Annotated in this window: 16 protein-coding genes and 2 tRNA genes; 4 read left to right on the plus strand and 14 right to left on the minus strand. The window is 65.7% G+C overall.

Annotated features, from left to right (window positions below):
• Nucleotides 1-101: 101 nt before the first annotated feature.
• Nucleotides 102-527, minus strand: coding sequence for a cupin domain-containing protein (locus tag J9611_RS01750; RefSeq protein ID WP_211877157.1), 426 nt, complete (start codon nt 525-527; stop codon nt 102-104).
• Between the two features lie 124 nt (nt 528-651).
• Here J9611_RS01750 and J9611_RS01755 point away from each other — a divergent pair, with 124 nt between their 5' ends.
• Complete coding sequence (locus J9611_RS01755) at nt 652-1,257, plus strand: DNA-3-methyladenine glycosylase I (protein WP_211877419.1); 606 nt, start codon at nt 652-654, stop codon at nt 1,255-1,257.
• Between the two features lie 912 nt (nt 1,258-2,169).
• On the opposite strand, the gene J9611_RS01760 is transcribed toward J9611_RS01755, so the two are convergent.
• A complete protein-coding gene (locus J9611_RS01760; RefSeq protein WP_211877159.1) occupies nt 2,170-3,033 on the minus strand; it encodes a rhomboid family intramembrane serine protease in 864 nt (287 codons plus the stop codon).
• Between the two features lie 8 nt (nt 3,034-3,041).
• On the minus strand, nt 3,042-3,587 hold the full coding sequence (locus J9611_RS01765; protein ID WP_211877161.1) for a peptidylprolyl isomerase: 546 nt from the start codon (nt 3,585-3,587) through the stop codon (nt 3,042-3,044).
• Between the two features lie 154 nt (nt 3,588-3,741).
• On the opposite strand from J9611_RS01765, the gene J9611_RS01770 reads away from it, so the two are divergent.
• Both J9611_RS01770 and J9611_RS01775 read left to right on the plus strand, forming a co-directional pair.
• Nucleotides 3,742-4,764, plus strand: a complete 1,023-nt coding sequence (locus J9611_RS01770) for a hypothetical protein (RefSeq protein ID WP_307856996.1) — start codon at nt 3,742-3,744, stop codon at nt 4,762-4,764.
• A gap of 193 nt (nt 4,765-4,957) precedes the next feature.
• Nucleotides 4,958-5,833, plus strand: a complete 876-nt coding sequence (locus J9611_RS01775) for a glycosyltransferase family 2 protein (protein WP_211877163.1) — start codon at nt 4,958-4,960, stop codon at nt 5,831-5,833.
• A gap of 46 nt (nt 5,834-5,879) precedes the next feature.
• On the opposite strand, the gene J9611_RS01780 is transcribed toward J9611_RS01775, so the two are convergent.
• Entirely contained in the window at nt 5,880-6,794 is a 915-nt protein-coding gene (locus J9611_RS01780) for a DMT family transporter (protein WP_211877165.1), read from the minus strand.
• A gap of 116 nt (nt 6,795-6,910) precedes the next feature.
• Here J9611_RS01780 and J9611_RS01785 point away from each other — a divergent pair, with 116 nt between their 5' ends.
• Nucleotides 6,911-7,279 (plus strand): cupin domain-containing protein, encoded by a 369-nt coding sequence (locus tag J9611_RS01785; protein WP_211877167.1) that lies wholly within the window; start codon nt 6,911-6,913, stop codon nt 7,277-7,279.
• A gap of 109 nt (nt 7,280-7,388) precedes the next feature.
• Here J9611_RS01785 and J9611_RS01790 read toward each other — a convergent pair.
• From J9611_RS01790 to dnaN, 10 genes are all read right to left on the minus strand, one after another.
• A tRNA-Ala gene (locus tag J9611_RS01790) sits at nt 7,389-7,461 on the minus strand.
• Between the two features lie 71 nt (nt 7,462-7,532).
• Nucleotides 7,533-7,685 carry a DLW-39 family protein gene (locus J9611_RS01795; protein ID WP_246527244.1) on the minus strand — a complete coding sequence of 51 codons (153 nt, stop codon included), beginning with the start codon at nt 7,683-7,685 and terminating at the stop codon, nt 7,533-7,535.
• Nucleotides 7,686-7,718: 33 nt separating this feature from the next.
• A tRNA-Ile gene (locus tag J9611_RS01800) sits at nt 7,719-7,792 on the minus strand.
• A 97-nt stretch (nt 7,793-7,889) separates the two neighbouring features.
• Nucleotides 7,890-8,528 (minus strand): DUF3566 domain-containing protein, encoded by a 639-nt coding sequence (locus tag J9611_RS01805; RefSeq protein ID WP_211877170.1) that lies wholly within the window; start codon nt 8,526-8,528, stop codon nt 7,890-7,892.
• On the minus strand, nt 8,525-11,188 hold the full coding sequence (gene gyrA, locus J9611_RS01810) for a DNA gyrase subunit A (RefSeq protein ID WP_211877171.1): 2,664 nt from the start codon (nt 11,186-11,188) through the stop codon (nt 8,525-8,527). Before gyrA ends, J9611_RS01805 begins: the two co-directional genes overlap by 4 nt.
• A 61-nt stretch (nt 11,189-11,249) precedes the next feature.
• Nucleotides 11,250-13,340 (minus strand): DNA topoisomerase (ATP-hydrolyzing) subunit B, encoded by a 2,091-nt coding sequence (gene gyrB / locus J9611_RS01815; RefSeq protein ID WP_211877173.1) that lies wholly within the window; start codon nt 13,338-13,340, stop codon nt 11,250-11,252.
• A 411-nt stretch (nt 13,341-13,751) separates the two neighbouring features.
• Entirely contained in the window at nt 13,752-14,315 is a 564-nt protein-coding gene (locus J9611_RS01820) for a DciA family protein (protein ID WP_211877175.1), read from the minus strand.
• Nucleotides 14,312-15,532 carry a DNA replication/repair protein RecF gene (recF, locus tag J9611_RS01825; RefSeq protein ID WP_211877176.1) on the minus strand — a complete coding sequence of 407 codons (1,221 nt, stop codon included), beginning with the start codon at nt 15,530-15,532 and terminating at the stop codon, nt 14,312-14,314. Before recF ends, J9611_RS01820 begins: the two co-directional genes overlap by 4 nt.
• 26 nt (nt 15,533-15,558) lie before the next feature.
• Entirely contained in the window at nt 15,559-16,443 is an 885-nt protein-coding gene (gene gnd / locus J9611_RS01830) for a phosphogluconate dehydrogenase (NAD(+)-dependent, decarboxylating) (protein ID WP_211877178.1), read from the minus strand.
• A 103-nt stretch (nt 16,444-16,546) separates the two neighbouring features.
• Complete coding sequence (gene dnaN, locus J9611_RS01835) at nt 16,547-17,671, minus strand: DNA polymerase III subunit beta (RefSeq protein ID WP_211877200.1); 1,125 nt, start codon at nt 17,669-17,671, stop codon at nt 16,547-16,549.
• Nucleotides 17,672-17,981 lie beyond the last annotated feature (310 nt).

The raw sequence follows: 17,981 nt of genomic DNA on the forward strand, positions 1-17,981 counted from the left end.
CCGGGTAGTCAAACGCAAGGTCATCAAATGGGCCGCCAAACGCGCGCACCATGCCCAGCATCCGCAACCCACCCAAAATCCTCAAGTACACATCCTAATTATTAACTGAACGGTATTGCCTTTAGCCCGAGCATCTGCGTGGGCTCGGACCAGCCCTGGATCCCGGTCCCCTGAACCGGTCCGTGGATGGCGGCTGTGCCGGGGGCGCCCAGAACCACGCTGTTTCCCTGCGAAAACCTGAGCCTGCCGAAAAGGGGAAAATTGACTTGGTAGGCGCTTTCGAGTTCCCCGGTCGTGATCCTTACCGGGGTGCCGTATTCGAGGAGGCCTATGGTCACGCCCCCCAGATTTATGGCCTTGAGACGCATCTGAAAATCGGCAGCTGAGCGGCCGATGTCCAGCCGGTGGGGATAGTAGACGCGTCCGCCTGCTTCCGAGGCCTCTTCGGGGGTGCTGCTGCGCACGGCAAAGCGGACCGGAGCCCCGTCGGCGGCGTCGTCAGCTATGGAAACGGTCCTGTCCCGCATTCTTCAACTACAGCACGTGGAAGGAATTCCGGGCAATAAGCCTTTCCATCCGGTTCCGGCCGTGTAGATTCCCATGTGTGAATCGTACAGATCTGACCACTACCGCGCGGAGACCAGGAAGACCATGATTCCCGGCACCAACGGCATCCTGATCGGCGACGACGGGCTGGCGCGGCCCGCGTGGGCCGCGGCCGACCCGATGCTGCGCGAGTACTACGACACCGAATGGGGCCTGCCCGTCCGCGACGAGCAGGGCCTGTACGAGCGCATCAGCCTCGAGGCCTTCCAGGCCGGACTCTCCTGGGCCACCATCCTCCGGAAGCGGCAGGCCTTCCGCGCGGCATTCCACGACTTCCAGCCCGACATCGTCGCCGCGTACACCGACGCGGATGTCCAGCGGCTGCTGCTGGATGCCGGGATCGTGCGGAACCGGCTCAAGATCCGGGCCGCCATCACCAACGCCCAGGCCACCATCGCGCTCCGGCCCGACGGCGGCCTGGTGGATTTCGTGTGGCATTTCAAGCCGGACACCACTCCCGAGCCCAGGGCCCCCGACCACATCCCGACCACCTCGGCCGAGTCCATCGCACTGTCGAAGGCACTGCGGAAGCGCGGGTTCGCGTTTGTCGGCCCCACCACCATGTATGCCCTCATGGAAGCCATCGGCATGGTGGACACGCACCTGCTCGACAGCCACCGGCGCGGGAGTTCCGGCGTCTGGCCGTGCTGAGGAACCGGGCTTCCCCGGCGAAACTTCTCGGCACAGCTGTGGGCAACGTTATCCCCAATGTTGATAACTTCCGTGCAGAATCAAGGGCGCACAAGGCCGGCGCGCCGCCCCATGGCCCCGGGAGCGTAGAAAGCCTTCCCGCCGCGCGCACGAAATACACGAGCGCAAGTTATTAACACTGTGGATTTCCTGTGGATAAACAGCACGAAAGCCCTGACCGGACCGACATCGCGCCGGACTGCCCCGGCGGTCGGCTCCCGCGTTGCAGCGGCAACAACTTGCCCTGAGGCGAGCGAAGTTATCCACACAGCAACAGGGCTCTACCCACAACTTATCCACAGCTGGGGATAACCCGGAACCGCAGCCCCCTCAGACCCCGCCAAGGTGCGGGAAAGAGCGGATTTCTGCCCGGGCTCTCGAAGGATCGAGTTATTAACACTGTGAATAACGCTGTTGAAAACAGGCATCCAGGGGGCGGAGGGAAGGCGTCCGGCCCGCTATCCCCAGCGGAGCCCGGGAATTCCGGGCGGGGCAGCCAGCGGCGGCACTGGCTCGGGCTCAAGTTGTCCACTTAACCACAGGACAACCCACAGGAGTTATCCACAATTGTGGAGAAGGGAGCCGCGCGTTTAAAAAATCACCAGCTGGCGCGGTGGGATCGGGCGCCGCCCCTAAACTACAACCGTGTAAGTTACCAACAGTGTGGATAACTCCTGTGGATAACTTTCGGGGCCATTACCGGCGGACCGCACGCTGAATCCCTGCTGCGGACGGTCCGGGGCTACTCTGGACCCCGAAACCGGCGATTCCGCGGCAGAATGCGGCGAGTCCGCGTCAAAGTCCCCCCGCTGGGCTGCCCGGGCAGCGCACTGGCAGCGCGAGCACCAAGTCCCGTGCCCTTCTCAGGGGGACTTACGCGGTGGCCATCCGGAAGGCCGAGGCGGCGATCAGCAGGGCGAGGACCAGGACCAGTCCACCGACCTGCAGCAGGCCTTGCCGGCGGCCGCGGGGCGAGTAGGCGATGATGGCGGCGCACAGGGCTCCCGTGACCGCGCCGCCCAGGTGGGCCTGCCAGGCAATCTGGGGGACCATGAAGCCGACGACGCCGTTGATGGCGATCAGCACCCAGAGCTGCCTCGTGTCACCGCCGCGGTGGCGTTGCACCACCAGCATGGCGCCGAAGAGGCCGAAGATCGCGCCGGAGGCTCCCACCACGCCCACCGGACCGCCCACGGGATAAACCGGCGTCAGCAGCAGGAAGCCGACCGAGCCGCCGATGGCGGACAACAGATAGACCGCAAGGAAACGGATCCGGCCCAGCAGCGGTTCCAGCGCCTGGCCGAAGATCCACAGCGTGTACATGTTCAGGACAATGTGCAGGATGAAGCCCTGCGAATGCAGGAAGGCCGAGGTGAGCATCCGCCAGGGCTCGGTGTCCGTGAAAGCGGGGGCGTAGGCGAGCTCCTGGTAGATCCCGTCGTTGGGGACCAGCCATTGCAGCACATAGACCAGGGCGCACAGCCCGATGATAAGGAACGTGACGAGGGGCCTGCCGGTGGCCACGGCCCCGCCGTAGACGGTCTTGACGGCCGGCGTCGTACGTTTTGTTTCGTTGACGCAGTCAACGCACTGGAATCCGACGGCGGCCGCCCGCTGGCAGTCGGGGCACGCAGGGCGCCCGCAACGCTGGCAGCGCACATAGGCGGGACGGTCCGGGTGCCGGGGGCACACCGGGATCTGCGCGGACGGCTCGGCCGCCGGAATTCCGTAGCTCATGGGCTGGACTAGAGCTTTTCTACATCAATGCTGTTGATGACGACGTCCTCGACCGGACGGTCGCCCATGCCGGTGCGGACACCCTCGATGGCGTCGACCACCTTCTTGGATTCCTCGTCAGCGACCTCGCCGAAGATGCTGTGCTTGCCCTGCAGCCAGCCGGTGGGGATGGTGGTGATGAAGAACTGGGATCCGTTGGTGCCGCGGCCCATCTGTACGCCCGCGTTTGCCATGGCCAGCTTGTAGGGCTCGTTGAAGGTCAGTTCCGGGTGGATTTCGTCGTCGAACTTGTAGCCCGGGCCGCCCACGCCACGGCCCAGCGGGTCGCCGGCCTGGACCATGAAGTCCTTGATGATGCGGTGGAAGATGGTGCCGTTGTACAGCGGCGTCCCCGTCTTGTCCTCGCCCGATTCGGGGTGCGTCCAGGCCTTCTCGCCGGTGGCCAGCCCGACGAAGTTCTCCACGGTCTTGGGAGCGTGGTTGCCGAAGAGGTTGACGACGATGTCGCCGAGGCTCGTGTGGATGGTTGCTTTTGCAGTTGCGATGGCAGTCATGGGCCCATTCTTCCATGACGGGCCCAAGTGCACCGGGCTGACCAGCCAGTTCCGCGCTGGGTGAAATCGCCCTGAAATCGGCCCGGATAATAGCCGGTGCGGTCCCGGACACGTAGGCTGACTCCAGAACCGTCACATTAATCGGGAGGTAGTTGTGAAGAAAACGGATCGTATTGCCCGTGAGCTGGAGCAGTCAGTCAGCACCGGAGTAGAGACCGCCATGGACTGGGCGGCCCCGCGGGTCGAGGCAGCCGTCAACTGGGCCGTTCCGCGCCTGCAGCAGGGCATCGATAACGCTTCCCCCAAGATCCAGGAGGGGCTCAAATCGGCAGCCCACAACCTGGCCGACGGCGTCGCCACCGTCACGCCGCGCCTCCAGGACGGCCTGGCCCAGCTTGCACCGAAGATCCACGACGCCGTCGAAGTCGCCACCCCACGGCTGCACGAGGCCCTGGACAAGGCGGCGCCGGTGATCGCCCAGGCCCGCGACAGGGTCGTCGTCGACTACCTGCCCAGGCTTTCGGACCAGATCGGTGCCGCCTCCGGGGCCGTGCACCGCACGCTGGAAGGCGCGCCGGCCCACGTCGACGCCGTCGCCCGGAAGCTCGGCGATGCGGGGATCATCCACGCCGTCCAGGAGCAGGCACAGACCGCGGGCCGGCAGCTCAAGCCTGCCCAGCTTAAGGCTGTGGCCAAGCAGGCCAGCAAGGCCGCGAACGGGAAACTGTCCAGGCCGACGAAGCCCAAGCACCGCGGGCTGCTGATCCTCGGCGTCATCGCCGCTGCCGCCGCCGCGGGTGTCGCCGCCTGGAAGGCGTCCAAGCCGGTCGAGGATCCGTGGAAGACCCCGACGCCGGTGACGCCCGCACCCGTCCCGGCCGTACCGGTCCCCACGGTCAGCGAGGTCCCGGCCGCCACGGTCCAGGGCGGGGAAAACGCTGACAAGGCCGGTTCCCCCGCTGTTGGCGCAGCCGGCACCGCCGCCGACACTTCCGCAGGCACCTCCGCTGACACTGCCGGTTCCGTGGCCGGGTCCGCAGCCGGGTCCACGGACGAGGACACCGCGGGGACCGCAGCCGGTGCGGCAGAAGGAGCCACGGGCGCCGCCGAGGAAGGCACGGAGTCCACCGCCAAGGCCGCGAGCCTGAACGGTAAAGAGGACGGCACGTCCAAGTAGCCTCCGTGTAGCTTCAAGACGCAGGCTGCCGCTGGCAGCCGGCAGAAAGGGAGGGATTCCGTCTTGGACGGGATCCCTCCCTTTCTTGTTGCCCGGTCCTTGATTGTTCCCCGGTCCTTTGTTTGTCTATTCACTCGCCGGGCAGCGCACGGCGCCCGCTTGAAACGGCGGCGTTGATGCTAGATTTGAGGAGATGCCACCCGATAAATCCTTCGAGGATGACTTGAACGTTGCCGTGACGCCGCCGGACGTGTCTGTTGTGATCCCGGCCTACAACGAGGAAAGTGTCATCCGGCAGTGCCTCATCGCTGCCGTGTACCAGTCCGTCCCCGCCCACGAGATCATCGTGGTGGACAACATGTCCAAGGACCGCACAGCCGACATCGTCCGGCAGATGCAGCTGGAGTACCCGGAAAGCCGCATCATCCTGCTCAGCCAGGACCAGACCCAGGGGCTCATCCCGACCCGGAACTTCGGCCTGGACCACGCCACCGGCGACATCCTTGGCCGCATCGACGCCGATTCGGTGCTGGAACCCGACTGGGTCGAACAAGTCCAGAAAGCCTTCGCGGACGAGTCCGTCCACGCCGCCACGGGACCGGTGGTCTACTACGACATGCCGATGCGCCGCTTCGGCCTCAAGGCCGACGACAAGATGCGCCAGCTGATGCTCAAACTCGCCAAACATCAGTACCACTTCCTTTTCGGGTCCAATATGGCCCTGCGCCGGTCCGCCTGGGAGATCATCCGCACCGAAACGTGCCTGGATGAAAAGGACGAGATGCATGAAGACATCGATCTTTCCCTGCATCTGGCCGACCATGAGCTGCGGATCCAGTACTGGCCGAAGATGGTTTCGGGAATGTCCGCCAGAAGGCTGGAAGACTCGCCCCGCGACTACCGCTACTATGTGACGCGCTTTGACCGCACGTACAAGGCACACAACGTCAAGAAAATGGCGCTCAAGGCACCCATGGTCGTCTTCTTCTCCGTGTACTTCCCGGCGAAGCTGCTGCGTGCCATCCACACGGTCAACACCGCCCAGCCGGCCCGCCGCGGCGGCCAATAGCCACCACGGCCGATAGCCACCACGCTGCGCGGGGCGCCAGCCGGCGTCAGTCGGTGCCCAGTTCCGCCAGCACCGCGGCCTTGCCCCGGACCGACCGCGAGCCGCGCTGCCCCAGGACCACGACGGCGAGCCCCACCAGGATCATCCCCAGTCCCGCATACATCCCGGCAGGCAGTGTTTCCGCCAGGAACGCGGCAGCGAGCAGCGCAGCCCCCGGGATCTCCAGCAGGATGATCATGGATACCAGCAGCGGGCTCATCGTGGCCAGCAGGTGGTTGAAGGCGGTATGGCCCACCAGTTGCGCGCACACGGTGATGGCCAGGATGCCCAGCCAGCCGGCGGCGTCGAATCCGGCAAGCGGCTGGCGGGAGGCCAGGGCCAGGACGGCGACCACGGCGGCGCACATGCCGTAGCAGAGGGTGGTGTAAACGCCGGTGCCCATCGTTTGCCGGGCCTTGCCGCCGGCGAGGGTGTAGACGCCGGCCAGGGCGCCTCCGGCCAGGGCGAGAAGGTCTCCGAGCAAGGCATCCGGCGAGGTGCCCAGCTCGAATCCCGTGATGGCCACGACGCCGCCGAAGGCGAGGCCGAGGCCGGCCAGCACGGGCCAAGGGTGCCTGACTCCCCGGAACAGCTGGAAGATGGCGATCCAGCCGGACTGCAGGCAGACCAGCGCCGTGGCTGCGGCTACGGAGGTCAGCTGCAGGGAGCTGATGAAGCAGGCGAAGTGCAGCGCCAGCGCAACGGCGGCTGCCAGTGACCAGCGGAACTCCCGGGCTGTGACGCGCGCGAACTGGCGGGGCTCCCTGACCAGGACGGGCCCGGCCATGACGGCAGCTGCGATCGCATTGCGCCAGAACGCGATGGCCAGGGCACTGACGGATGTTGCCCCCAGGGTGGCGGCGATGAGCGGGCCGGAGGAAGCCACGCCCAGGACCCCCAGGGCGGCAAGGAAGAAATTCACGCTCCTACAGTAGTGGGGGGCGGTGCTGCCGGTGCCGCTCCGGGAATCCTTGACCCCGGCGTGGGCCGGTGCCAGTCTTGAATTCCGGTTTCACATCATCCAAGAAGGTGACGATCATGTCTTCAATCATCCGCAGGAGCTTTGAAAGTCCGGAGGAATCACGTCCTGTGAAAGACGGGATGGGCCAGGTGGACCTCGTCAATCTCGATGCCGGCGCGGTGGGGCGCGCCACATTCCTGCCGGGGTGGAAGTGGTCCCAGCACGTCAAGCCCATCGCGGGAACTGACAGCTGCATGGCGAGCCACGTCGGCTACACGATCTCGGGGCGCCTGAAGGTCGTCATGGACGACGGCGAGGAAACCGAATTCGGTCCCGGCGACTTCGGAATCATCCCGCCCGGGCACGACGCCTGGGTGCTGGGCGACGAGCCTTACGTGTTTATCGACTGGCAGGGCATGGCGGACTACGCAAAGCCCAAGGGCTGAGACTGCCAGAGTAAGTGTCCGAGACAGCAGGCCAGCCGCGGGAATCAGCTGCGCAGGACATGCAAAAGGCCCCGGACCGCGTTTCCGCGGTCCGGGGCCTTTCTTACGGTGGAGGCACGGGGACTCGAACCCCGAACCCCCTGCTTGCAAAGCAGGTGCGCTACCAATTGCGCCATGCCCCCGTAAGAAGCAACCCGACAATCATACCCTGGTTCCGGAAACAGATTTCCTGCTTCCGTACCGGGACTCCGGGCTAATCGACCGTATCGGTCGACTCGCTCCAGATGGTTTTCCGGGCCTCAGACTCCTGTACTTTCCTGTAGAGCAGGACGCCCGCGATCGTAGCTGCAACAACCAGCAACTTCTTCACCTGCACCCCGTTCCGGTCCAAATAACTCCGGACCATCACCAACCTCTACTAGAACCTGCACAGGTTCCGTGGGCGTACCAGGACTTGAACCTGGGACCTCTTCGTTATCAGCGAAGCGCTCTAACCGCCTGAGCTATACGCCCCGATGCCTCATCGGGCCGAGATATGACTGTACAGCACATCCCGGCCCGATCTCAAATCGAGGCATTTCGCCGGAGAATTTCCGGGAAAAATACGGGTCTAATCGTCCGTGAGGGTGACGCCGATGCCGCCCACCAGCGTTGCGGAGATGTTGTACAGCACCGCCGACAGCATGGAGAGCGCGGTCAGCAGCACGACATTGATCACGGCAATGATGGTGGCGAAGGACGCCACCTGGCCGAGCGAGGCGACCTTCTTGAGCTCGAAGCCGCCGCCTTCCGAGCCGGCGAGGGTTCCGAGCAGGCTGTCCACCTGGTCAAAGATCCCGGTCAGGTCCAGCACCGTCCAGAGCACGATCGCTGCCACGACTGTGACGATGCCCAGGGCCACCGAGAGCAGGAAAGCCATCTTCAGGACGGACCATGGCTCCACCTTGCTGACCAGCAGGCGGGCACGGCGGACCTTCGCCTTGGGAGCCGGCTTGATCAGGCCCGCCGTGTTCTGGCCGGAATGCTGCCCGTAGGCGTCCGGACGCTGGCCCGGCGCGGCAGGACGCTGGCCCTGCATGGGCCGCTGTCCGGGGACCGGCGGACGCTGGTCTGAACCGGCGGCTGCCCCGGGTACGCCCGGGCGCTGCTGCGGACGGGTCGGGGCGCTCACGCGCGGCGCGGCTGCGGGCGGCCGCGTTCCGCTGGGAACGCCGGTGCTCGGCTTGGGATATGAGTCGGAATTACTCACTCGTTACCTCCGGTGTTGTCTTCGTCCAGCTCGGCGTGGCCTGATGACTCATCTGACTCCGGGGCCGGTACTGATTCTGCCTCTGCGGACCCCTCATGTGATCCGGTTTCTTCAGCCAACGTTACGTCATCGGCCGATTCATCGCCGTCCAGCCCGCGTTCGCTGTTGCGTGCAACCTCGATGATGCGGTCATTCTTGTCCGGCTTGGCGAAGATGACGCCCATGGTGTCGCGGCCCTTGGCGGGAACGCCGGCCACCGAGGAACGGACCACCTTGCCGCCCTCCATGACCACCAGGACTTCGTCCTCTTCCTGGACGATCAGGGCGCCCACGAGGTGTCCGCGCTCCTCCTGGTACTTGCCGACCTTGATGCCGAGTCCGCCGCGGCCCTGGAGCCGGTATTCCTCCACCGCGGTCCGCTTGGCGTAGCCGCCCTCCGTGACGATGAAGACGAACGAACCGTCCTTGACGACGTCGGCCGCCAGCAGTTCGTCGTCCTCGCGGAACTTCATCCCGGTAACGCCGGAGGTCGCCCGGCCCATGGGACGCAGGGCGTCGTCGGTGGCGGTGAACCGGATGGACTGGCCCATCCGGGACACCAGCATCAGGTCATCGGTTTCCGAGACCAGCTGGGCGGACACGAGCTCATCCCCGTCCCGCAGGTTGATCGCGATGACGCCAGCGGAGCGGTTGGTGTCGTAGTCCTCCAGCCGGGTCTTCTTGACCAGGCCGCGCTTGGTGGCCAGCACCAGATACGGCGAGTGCTGGTAGTCCCGCAGGTCCAGCACCTGGGCGATGGTCTCATCCGGCTGGAATGCCAGCAGGTTGGCCACGTGCTGGCCTTTGGCATCACGTCCCGCTTCCGCGAGTTCGTAGGCCTTGGCCCGGTACACGCGTCCCAGGTTGGTGAAGAACAGCAGCCAGTGGTGCGTCGTGGTGACGAAGAAGTGCTCCACGACGTCGTCCCCGCGCAGCTGGGCGCCCTTGATGCCCTTGCCGCCGCGCTGCTGCGAGCGGTAGTTGTCGCTGCGGGTGCGCTTGACGTAGCCGCCGCGGGTGATGGTGACGACCATTTCCTCTTCGGGGATCAGGTCTTCCATGGACATGTCGCCGTCGAAGCCCAGCAGGACCTTGGTGCGGCGGTCGTCGCCGTGCTTGGCAACGATTTCGGCGAGCTCGGTGCTGATGATCTCCCGCTGGCGCACCTCGGAAGCCAGGATCGCGCTGTATTCGGCGATCAGGGCTTCGAGTTCGGCGTGCCGGGCCTGGATCTTCTGGCGTTCCAGGGCTGCGAGGCGGCGGAGCTGCATGTCCAGGATGGCGCGGGCCTGGAGTTCGTCAATGTCCAGCAGTTCCATCAGGCCGTCGCGGGCGGCCTCGGTGGTGTTGGAGGCACGAATCAGGGCGATGACCTCATCGAGCATGTCCAGCGCCTTGAGCAGGGCGCGCAGGATGTGCGCTTCCTCCTCGGCCTTGCGGAGCCGGTAGCGCGTCCGGCGGGCGATGACGTCCAGCTGGTGCGTGACCCAGTGGCGGATGAACGCATCAAGGCTCAGGGTGCGGGGCACCCCGTCCACAATCGCGAGCATGTTGGCGGCGAAGTTGTCCTGCAGCTGGGTGTGCTTGTAGAGGTTGTTCAGCACCACCTTGGCGACGGCGTCGCGCTTGAGCACGATCACGAGGCGCTGGCCGGTGCGGCCGGAGGTTTCATCGCGGAGGTCGGCGATGCCCGAAATCTTGCCGTCCTTGACGAGTTCGGCGATCCTGATCGCCAGGTTGTCCGGGTTGGCCTGATAGGGCAGTTCGGTCACCACAAGGCAGGTGCGGCCCTGGAGCTCCTCGACGTTGACCACGGCACGCATGGTGATCGAGCCGCGGCCCGTGCGGTAGGCGTCCTCGATCCCCTTGTGGCCCAGGATCGTGGCGCCGGTCGGGAAATCGGGTCCCTTGATGCGCAGCATCAGCTCTTCGAGCAGTTCCTCGCGGGTGGCCGTCGGGTTCGCCAGGTACCACTGGACGCCGTCGGCAACCTCGCGGAGGTTGTGCGGCGGGATGTTCGTGGCCATGCCCACGGCGATGCCCGAGGAGCCGTTGACCAGCAGGTTCGGGAACCGCGCCGGCAGGATCGTGGGTTCCTGGTTCTTGCCGTCGTAGTTGTCCTGGAAGTCGACGGTTTCCTCGTCGATGTCGCGGACCATCTCCATGGCCAGCGGCGCCATCTTGGTTTCGGTGTACCGGGGGGCGGCCGCGCCGTCGTTGCCGGGCGAACCGAAGTTGCCCTGGCCCAGCGCCAGCGGGTAACGCATGGTCCAGTCCTGGATCAGGCGGACCAGCGCATCGTAGATGGCGGTGTCGCCGTGCGGGTGGTACTGGCCCATGACCTCACCGACGACGCGGGCGCACTTGTTGAAGGATCTCTCCGGGCGGTAGCCGCCGTCGAACATCGCGTACAGCACACGGCGGTGGACGGGCTTGAGACCGTCGCGGACGTCCGGCAGGGCACGCCCGACGATCACGGCCATGGCGTAGTCGAGATAGGAGCGCTGCATTTCGGTCTGCAGGTCCACCTGCTCGATCCGGTCGGTCAGGACATCGCCCACCAGGACGGCCTCGGCGTCACCGGCGGATTCAGCCGGAACCTCGGGTGTTTCGTCACTCATAATCTATATTTTCCGTTTCAGGTATATATCGGTCCAGGAATATTCGAGGTGGTGATGGCCTCTAGATATCGAGGAACCGAACGTCCTTGGCGTTCTGCTGAATGAAGTTCCGGCGGGATTCCACGTCCTCGCCCATCAGTACGGAGAAGGTCTGGTCCGCCGCCAGGGCATCATCCATGGTGACCTGCAGCAGCGTGCGGTGGTCAGGATCCATGGTGGTGTCCCAGAGCTCGGTGTAGTCCATTTCGCCGAGGCCCTTGTAACGCTGGATACCGTTGTCCTTGGGGATCCGGCGGCCGGCGGCCTGGCCGGACACCAGCTTGGCGTCGCGTTCGCGGTCGCTGTAGACGTAGTCGTGCGGGGCGTTGGACCACTTGATCCGGTACAGCGGCGGCTGGGCGAGGTAGACGTAGCCGTTTTCGATCAGCGGGCGCATGTACCGGAACAGCAGCGTCATCAGCAGTGTGGTGATGTGCTGGCCGTCGACGTCGGCATCGGCCATGAGGACGATCTTGTGATAGCGCAGCTTGGTCAGCTCGAAGTCCTCGCCGATGCCCGTGCCGAAGGCCGTGATCATGGACTGGACCTCGGCGTTGCCCAGGGCCTTGTCCAGCCGGGCCCGCTCCACATTCAGGATCTTGCCGCGCAGCGGCAGGATGGCCTGGGTTTCCGGGTTGCGGCCGCGCTTGGCGGAACCGCCGGCGGAATCGCCCTCCACGATGTAGACCTCGCACTTCGAGGGATCCTTGGAGGAGCAGTCGGAGAGCTTGCCGGGCATGCCGAAGGACTCCAGCGGGCTCTTGCGGCGCGCGTTGTCGCGGGCCTTGCGGGCGGCCATCCGGGCTTGGGCTGCGGAAATCGCCTTGCGGATGACGTCCCGGGCCGGACCGGGATTGCGCTCCAGCCAGTCGCCAAGCCCGTCGGTTACGACCCGCTGGACGAAGCCCTTGACCTCGGAGTTGCCAAGCTTGGTCTTGGTCTGCCCCTCAAACTGGGGCTCGGCCAGCTTGACGGAGATGACGGCGGTCAGGCCCTCACGGATGTCGTCCCCCGTGAGGTTGTCGTCCTTTTCCTTAATGATGCTTTTCTCCCGCGCGTAACGGTTGATCAGCGACGTCATCGCGGCGCGGAAACCCTCCTCGTGGGTGCCGCCCTCATGGGTGTTGATGGTGTTGGCGTACGTGTGCACGCTCTCGGAATACGCGGTGGTCCACTGCATCGCCATTTCCAGGGCGATGTGGCGTTCCGTGTCCTCGGTTTCGAAGGAGATGACGTCCTCGTGGACCACATCGACTTTCTTTCCGGAGTTCAGGTGCTTGACGTAGTCCAGCAGGCCGTCGTCGTACTGGTAGACCACGGTGTGGTGCTCGGCGGGTACTTCGCCTTCGAGGGGGACGGTGTCGAGGTCCAGGTCGTCATCCTCGGAGGGTTCCGCCGCGAGGCTGCGTTCGTCGGTCAACGTGATGCGCAGGCCCTTGTTCAGGAAGGCCATCTGCTGGAACCGGGCGCGCAGCGTCTCGAAGTCGAATTCCGTGCTCTCAAAGATGCCGGCATCCGGGTAGAACGTCTGCGTCGTGCCGGTTTCGGTGGTTTCCCCGCCCTTGACCAGTCCGCCCTGCGGCTTGCCGCCGTCGACGAAGGTCATCCGCCAGACGTGGCCCTGCCGCCGGACCTCCGTGTCCACGCGGCTGGACAGGGCGTTGACCACCGAAATGCCGACGCCATGCAGTCCGCCGGAAACGGCATAACCCCCGCCGCCGAACTTGCCGCCCGCGTGCAGGATGGTCATGACGACTTCAACCGTGGGCTTGTGCTCCGTCGGGTGCATGTCGACGGGGATGCCGCGGCCGTCGTCAACCACCTTGACCCCGCCGTCCGCCTGGAGAACGATTTCGATGTGGGTGCAGTAGCCGGCCAGCGCTTCGTCAACCGAGTTGTCCACCACTTCGTAGACCAGGTGGTGCAGCCCGCGCGGACCGGTGGACCCGATGTACATGCCCGGACGTTTCCGGACGGCTTCCAAACCCTCCAGCACGGTAATGTCGCTGGCACCGTACCCGTGTCGCGTATCGGCCTCCGGCGGCGCGTCAGCCGTGAAGGCGTCCTCCGCTGCTGTTTCCACTGTCGGGATATCTGCATTGTGGTTAGCCACAGGCGCTTTCGACTCCTCTGTATTCGTTGAAGGCCGGCGTTGCCGCTTCCCGGGGGAAAGGCTTCTGCCAACAGGCACGTCGCTGATGGCGCCGGCTGGTCCGCTGGCCCGAGGAACCGTCTGCCGCACACTGACAGCGCGCCGGAAACGGACTCAGTCAACGTTTCACCGGCGCCCAGTTATCTACCATGATTCTACCGTGCGAGGGAGCGCAAACCCGCATTCCAGGGCCTCAAACGCGCCGGAAGATGCCGCTGGGAGGCCAGTGGCTCCCCCTGCAAGGCTTTAGGGGTCCCGCCCTAGGGTGCCTATACGACTCCGGGGCGTTAAAGCGCCCCACACGCCGTTTCCTGAATTTTCAAGGATTCTTGCAAGGACTGCTTCACACCCGCGGGCCCCGGTGCGGCGGACCTACCCGTAGGTGTCCCGGGGGCCGCGGCCGTTGACCGTCCGGATGCCCTTCCGCCAGCTCGGCGCGGCGGGTCCGAGGACCTGGATGCTGGTCACGACGCCGTCGCCGAGTTCGGTGCGGAACTTCTCCAGCAGGCTCATGCTCAGCAGGCGAAGCTGGGTGGCCCAGGCCGTGGAATCACAGCGCACATGCAGGGTCGTGTTCTCGAAACTCTCGGGGGTGCAGTGGGCCGAAATCTCCGGTCCCACCAAGGTTCCCCACTGGGCCATCACCGATCCGACCGCCACCGGGGAGCTCCAGCCGCGTTCCGCGACGAGGCGTCCCACGACTTTTCCCAGCCCCAGCGGGTCCCGGCCGGTGCCGTGGAACTGCTTGAAGCCCCGCGTCCCGCCGGTGCTGCGGGCGGGTTTCTGTGGACCCGAGCCCGGCCGCGGCGGGGCCTTGCGCCGGATTTCCCCCCGGGACGCGGCCGCGTCACGCATCCGGTTCAGGGCCGCCTGGGCAGCATCGATGTCATCAGGGTCGCGGCCCGGTTGCAGGCCGCCGTCGGTATCCTTATTCATCGACAGTCCCGCTCATCAATTCCTCCCGGGATGACCTTCACCCGGCGTCCGGCCAGTTCCGCCGGGATGTCGTCCTCGACGGCGGCGGTCACCAACACCTGCTCGGCACCGGATACTATTGCCGCCAGTTTACGCCGCCGCTGGACATCCAGCTCGGCAAAAACATCATCGAGGATCAGGATCGGCGCGGAACCGCCGGTCCTGGCGTCGTCCATCATCACGTAGTACGAGGCCAGGCGCAGCGACAAGCACATGGACCAGGTTTCCCCGTGGGAGGCATAGCCCTTGGCCGGCGCCATGCCCAGGGCAAGGTCGAGTTCATCGCGGTGCGGGCCGACCAGGGAGATGCCCCGCTCCAGTTCCCGGCGGCGGGAAGCGGCGAAGGCCTGGACATAGCGGTCCGTGAGTTCGTCGACGGTGAGCAGGCGGAGATCCTCGGCCTGCCCGGTTGGCTCAACGGCTGTCTCACCGGCCGCCGCGCGGGACGGCGGCGCGGCGCCGTCGTCCTCGCTCACATGCTGCAGCGTGGAGCGGTAGCTGGCACCGGCTTCCTTGGATCCGTCGGTGAGCTGCGCGTAGGCGCTGTTCAGGTGCGGACGGAGCCGCTCCACCAGGTCGAGCCGCGCGTGCAGCAGTTCGGCTCCGGCTCTGGCCATGTGCTGGTCCCAGACATCGAGCGTGGCCTCATGGGCGGAGGTGAATTTGCCGGCCCGGCCCGATTTGAGCAGCGCGTTGCGCTGCTTGAGCACCCGGTCGTAGTCGCTGCGGGTGGCTGCATGGCGCGGAATCAGGCTGACCAGCAGCTCGTCGAGGAAGCGCCGGCGGTTGGACGGGTCCCCCTTGACCAGCGCCAGGTCTTCCGGGGCAAAGAGCACGGTCTGGCAGATTCCGAGGATGTCCCGGGCCCGGACCGGGTTGCTGCGGTTGATGCGTGCACGGTTGGCGCGGCCGGCGTTGATTTCGAGTTCCAGGACCGTGGACTGCCCGCCGCGGACCAGTTTGGCCCGCACCATGGCCCGGTCCGTGCCGAAACGCAGCAGCGGCGCATCGGAGCTGACCCGGTGCGAGCTGAGCGTGGCCAGGTAGCCGATCGCTTCCATGAGGTTGGTTTTGCCGATCCCGTTGGCCCCCACGAGGACCGTGACGCCTGGTTCCAGGCTCAGGTCCACCTGGGCGTAACTGCGGAAATCAGTCAGGGAGAGTTTTTCAAGGTACACGCCGGGTTCAGGATTCCAGGGCGGAGCTATTTGGCCGGGCGGGTGGCGTGCCCGCCGAACTGGTGACGCAGCGCGGACACCATCTTCATGGCCGGCGAGTTGTCCTCGCGGGAGGAGAAGCGGGCAAAGAGCGCGGCCGTGATCGCCGGTGCCGGCACCGCATTGGCGATGGCTTCCTCCACGGTCCAGCGGCCCTCGCCGGAATCCTCGACATAGTCGTCAATGGATTCCAGGCCCGGGTCCTCATCCAGTGCCTTGACCATGAGGTCCAGCAGCCAGGACCGGACGACGGTGCCTTTCTGCCAGGCGCGGAAGGTGCCGGGAAGATCGGCGACGATGTCCTTCGCGGCCAGGAGTTCGTAGCCTTCCGCGTAGGCCTGCATCAGGCCGTATTCGATTCCGTTGTGGACCATCTTGGCGTAATGGCCGGCGCCGACGGCTCCCACGTGGACGAAGCTGTCGGCCCGTTCACCGTCCGGACGAAGGGCGTCGAAAACCGGCAGGGCGCGTTCGATGTCCGCGGCATCCCCGCCGGCCATCAGTCCGTAGCCGTTCGCCAGGCCCCAGACACCGCCGGATACGCCGCAGTCGGCGAAGCGGATGCCTTTTTCGGCCAGCGCCGCGCCGTGCTTCTGGTCCTCGGTGAACCGGGAGTTGCCGCCGTCGATCACGAGGTCGCCGGCATCGAGTTTGCTGCCGAGTTCGGTGATGACGGCATCGGTGATGTCCCCGGACGGAACCATCACCCAGATCAGGCGCGGCGCCGGAACGGCGGCGATGAGCTCCTCGACGCTGGCGACGTCGGCGACGTCCGGGTTGCGGTCAAAGCCGGTGACCTCGATTCCCCCCTTGCGCAGCCGTTCGCGCATGTTGAAACCCATTTTTCCAAGGCCGATCAGTCCGATGTGCACGGTGTGAACTCTTTTCTGCGCTGGGGTACTTCGGGTGGAAACCCCACCCAACTGACTCGCATTAGTTGTCGTTCTGGCGGCCCGGAACGGCAACAATTGCGAGCTAGTTGGGCAGGCGGACCGGCATGACCAGGTAGCGGTAATCGCCCTGGTCCTCGCCGTCGGCGTCCTGTTGTGCCGTGATCATGGCCGGCTTGGGGGCTGTCGTGAAGGAGAAGCGCACGAACTTGGTCTCGATGACGCTCAGGCCCTCGACCAGGTAGTGCGGGTTGAAGGCCACCGTGATGTCATCGCCGGTCAGCTGTGCCTCGAGCTCTTCGGAGGCCTGCGCATCTTCACCGGTGCCGGCGTCCAGGTGCAGCTGCCCCTGCGTGAAAGCCAGCCGGACGGGGGTGTTGCGTTCGGCCACGAGGGACACGCGGCGCACCGCCTCGACCAGTGCCTGGGTCTGGACCGTGGCGTGGATCGGGGTGGATTCCGGGAAGAGCGAGCGGATCTTGGGGTAGTCGCCGTCGACCAGGAGCGACGTCGTGGTGCGGCCGCCGCTCTCGAAGCCGATAAGCCGGCTGTCGTCGTCGGCGAGGGCAAGGTTGATGTCGCCGCTGTTTCCGAGGGTTTTCGCCACTTCGTTGAGCGTCTTGGCTTTGACCAGGGCACTGGTGGAAATCCCCGGCGTGACGGGCTTCCAGGGCAGTTCGCGCATGGCCAGCCGGTAGCGGTCGGTGGCCAGGAGGGTGATGAGGTCGTCCTCGATCTCCATCCGGACGCCGGTGAGGATGGGCAGGGTGTCGTCCTTGCTGGCCGCGATGATCACCTGGGAGACGGCCTGGGCGAAGGTATCGCCGGGCACGGTGCCGCTGATCGGGGGCAGGGCGGGCAGCGGCGGGTATTCGGCTTCCGGCATGGTGGCCAGGTGGAAGCTGCTCCGGCGGCAGGTGAGGGTGACCTTGTTGCCGTCGGTCTCGACCTCGACGGGTGCTGACGGCAGGCTGCGGCAGATGTCGGCGAGCAGGCGTCCGGACACCAGAATGGTGCCTTCGGTGCTGATGTCAGCCGGGATTTCGAGCCTGGCGGAGGTCTCGTAGTCGAAGCTCGAGAGGCTGACAGTGCCGGCCTCGGCCTTGAGCAGCAGGCCGGAAAGCACTGGTACCGGCGGCCGCGGAGACAACGACCGGGCGGTCCAGGTCACGGCTTCTGCCAGGACGTCCCGCTCGACTCTGAACTTCACGGAAGGGTGCCGCCTTTCATTGCTGCTGTCATCGCTAAAACACGCCGAACTACGTGGACCGGCAGGGGTGCCGGCGCACGTCACCGAGGGGATGTGCCGCCGGCCGGGGCGTCATGGCAGTTGTGAACTACAAATTATTCCGGAACGGACACACTGCAGACAGCTTAGCCCCACGAGGTGGGTTCTCCCATCCCCGGGGTTACACCGCTGTCGTTCCGCCGGGCCGGTTGTTCCGTCCGGCCGACCGTTTTGCCCTGCCGGTGCGTGGCGGCTGTGAGGGGGCGGAACGAGACTGTTATTTGAGGGAATT

The sequence above is a fragment of the Pseudarthrobacter albicanus genome (assembly GCF_018224015.1).
GTDB classification, from domain to species: Bacteria; Actinomycetota; Actinomycetes; order Actinomycetales; family Micrococcaceae; genus Arthrobacter; species Arthrobacter albicanus.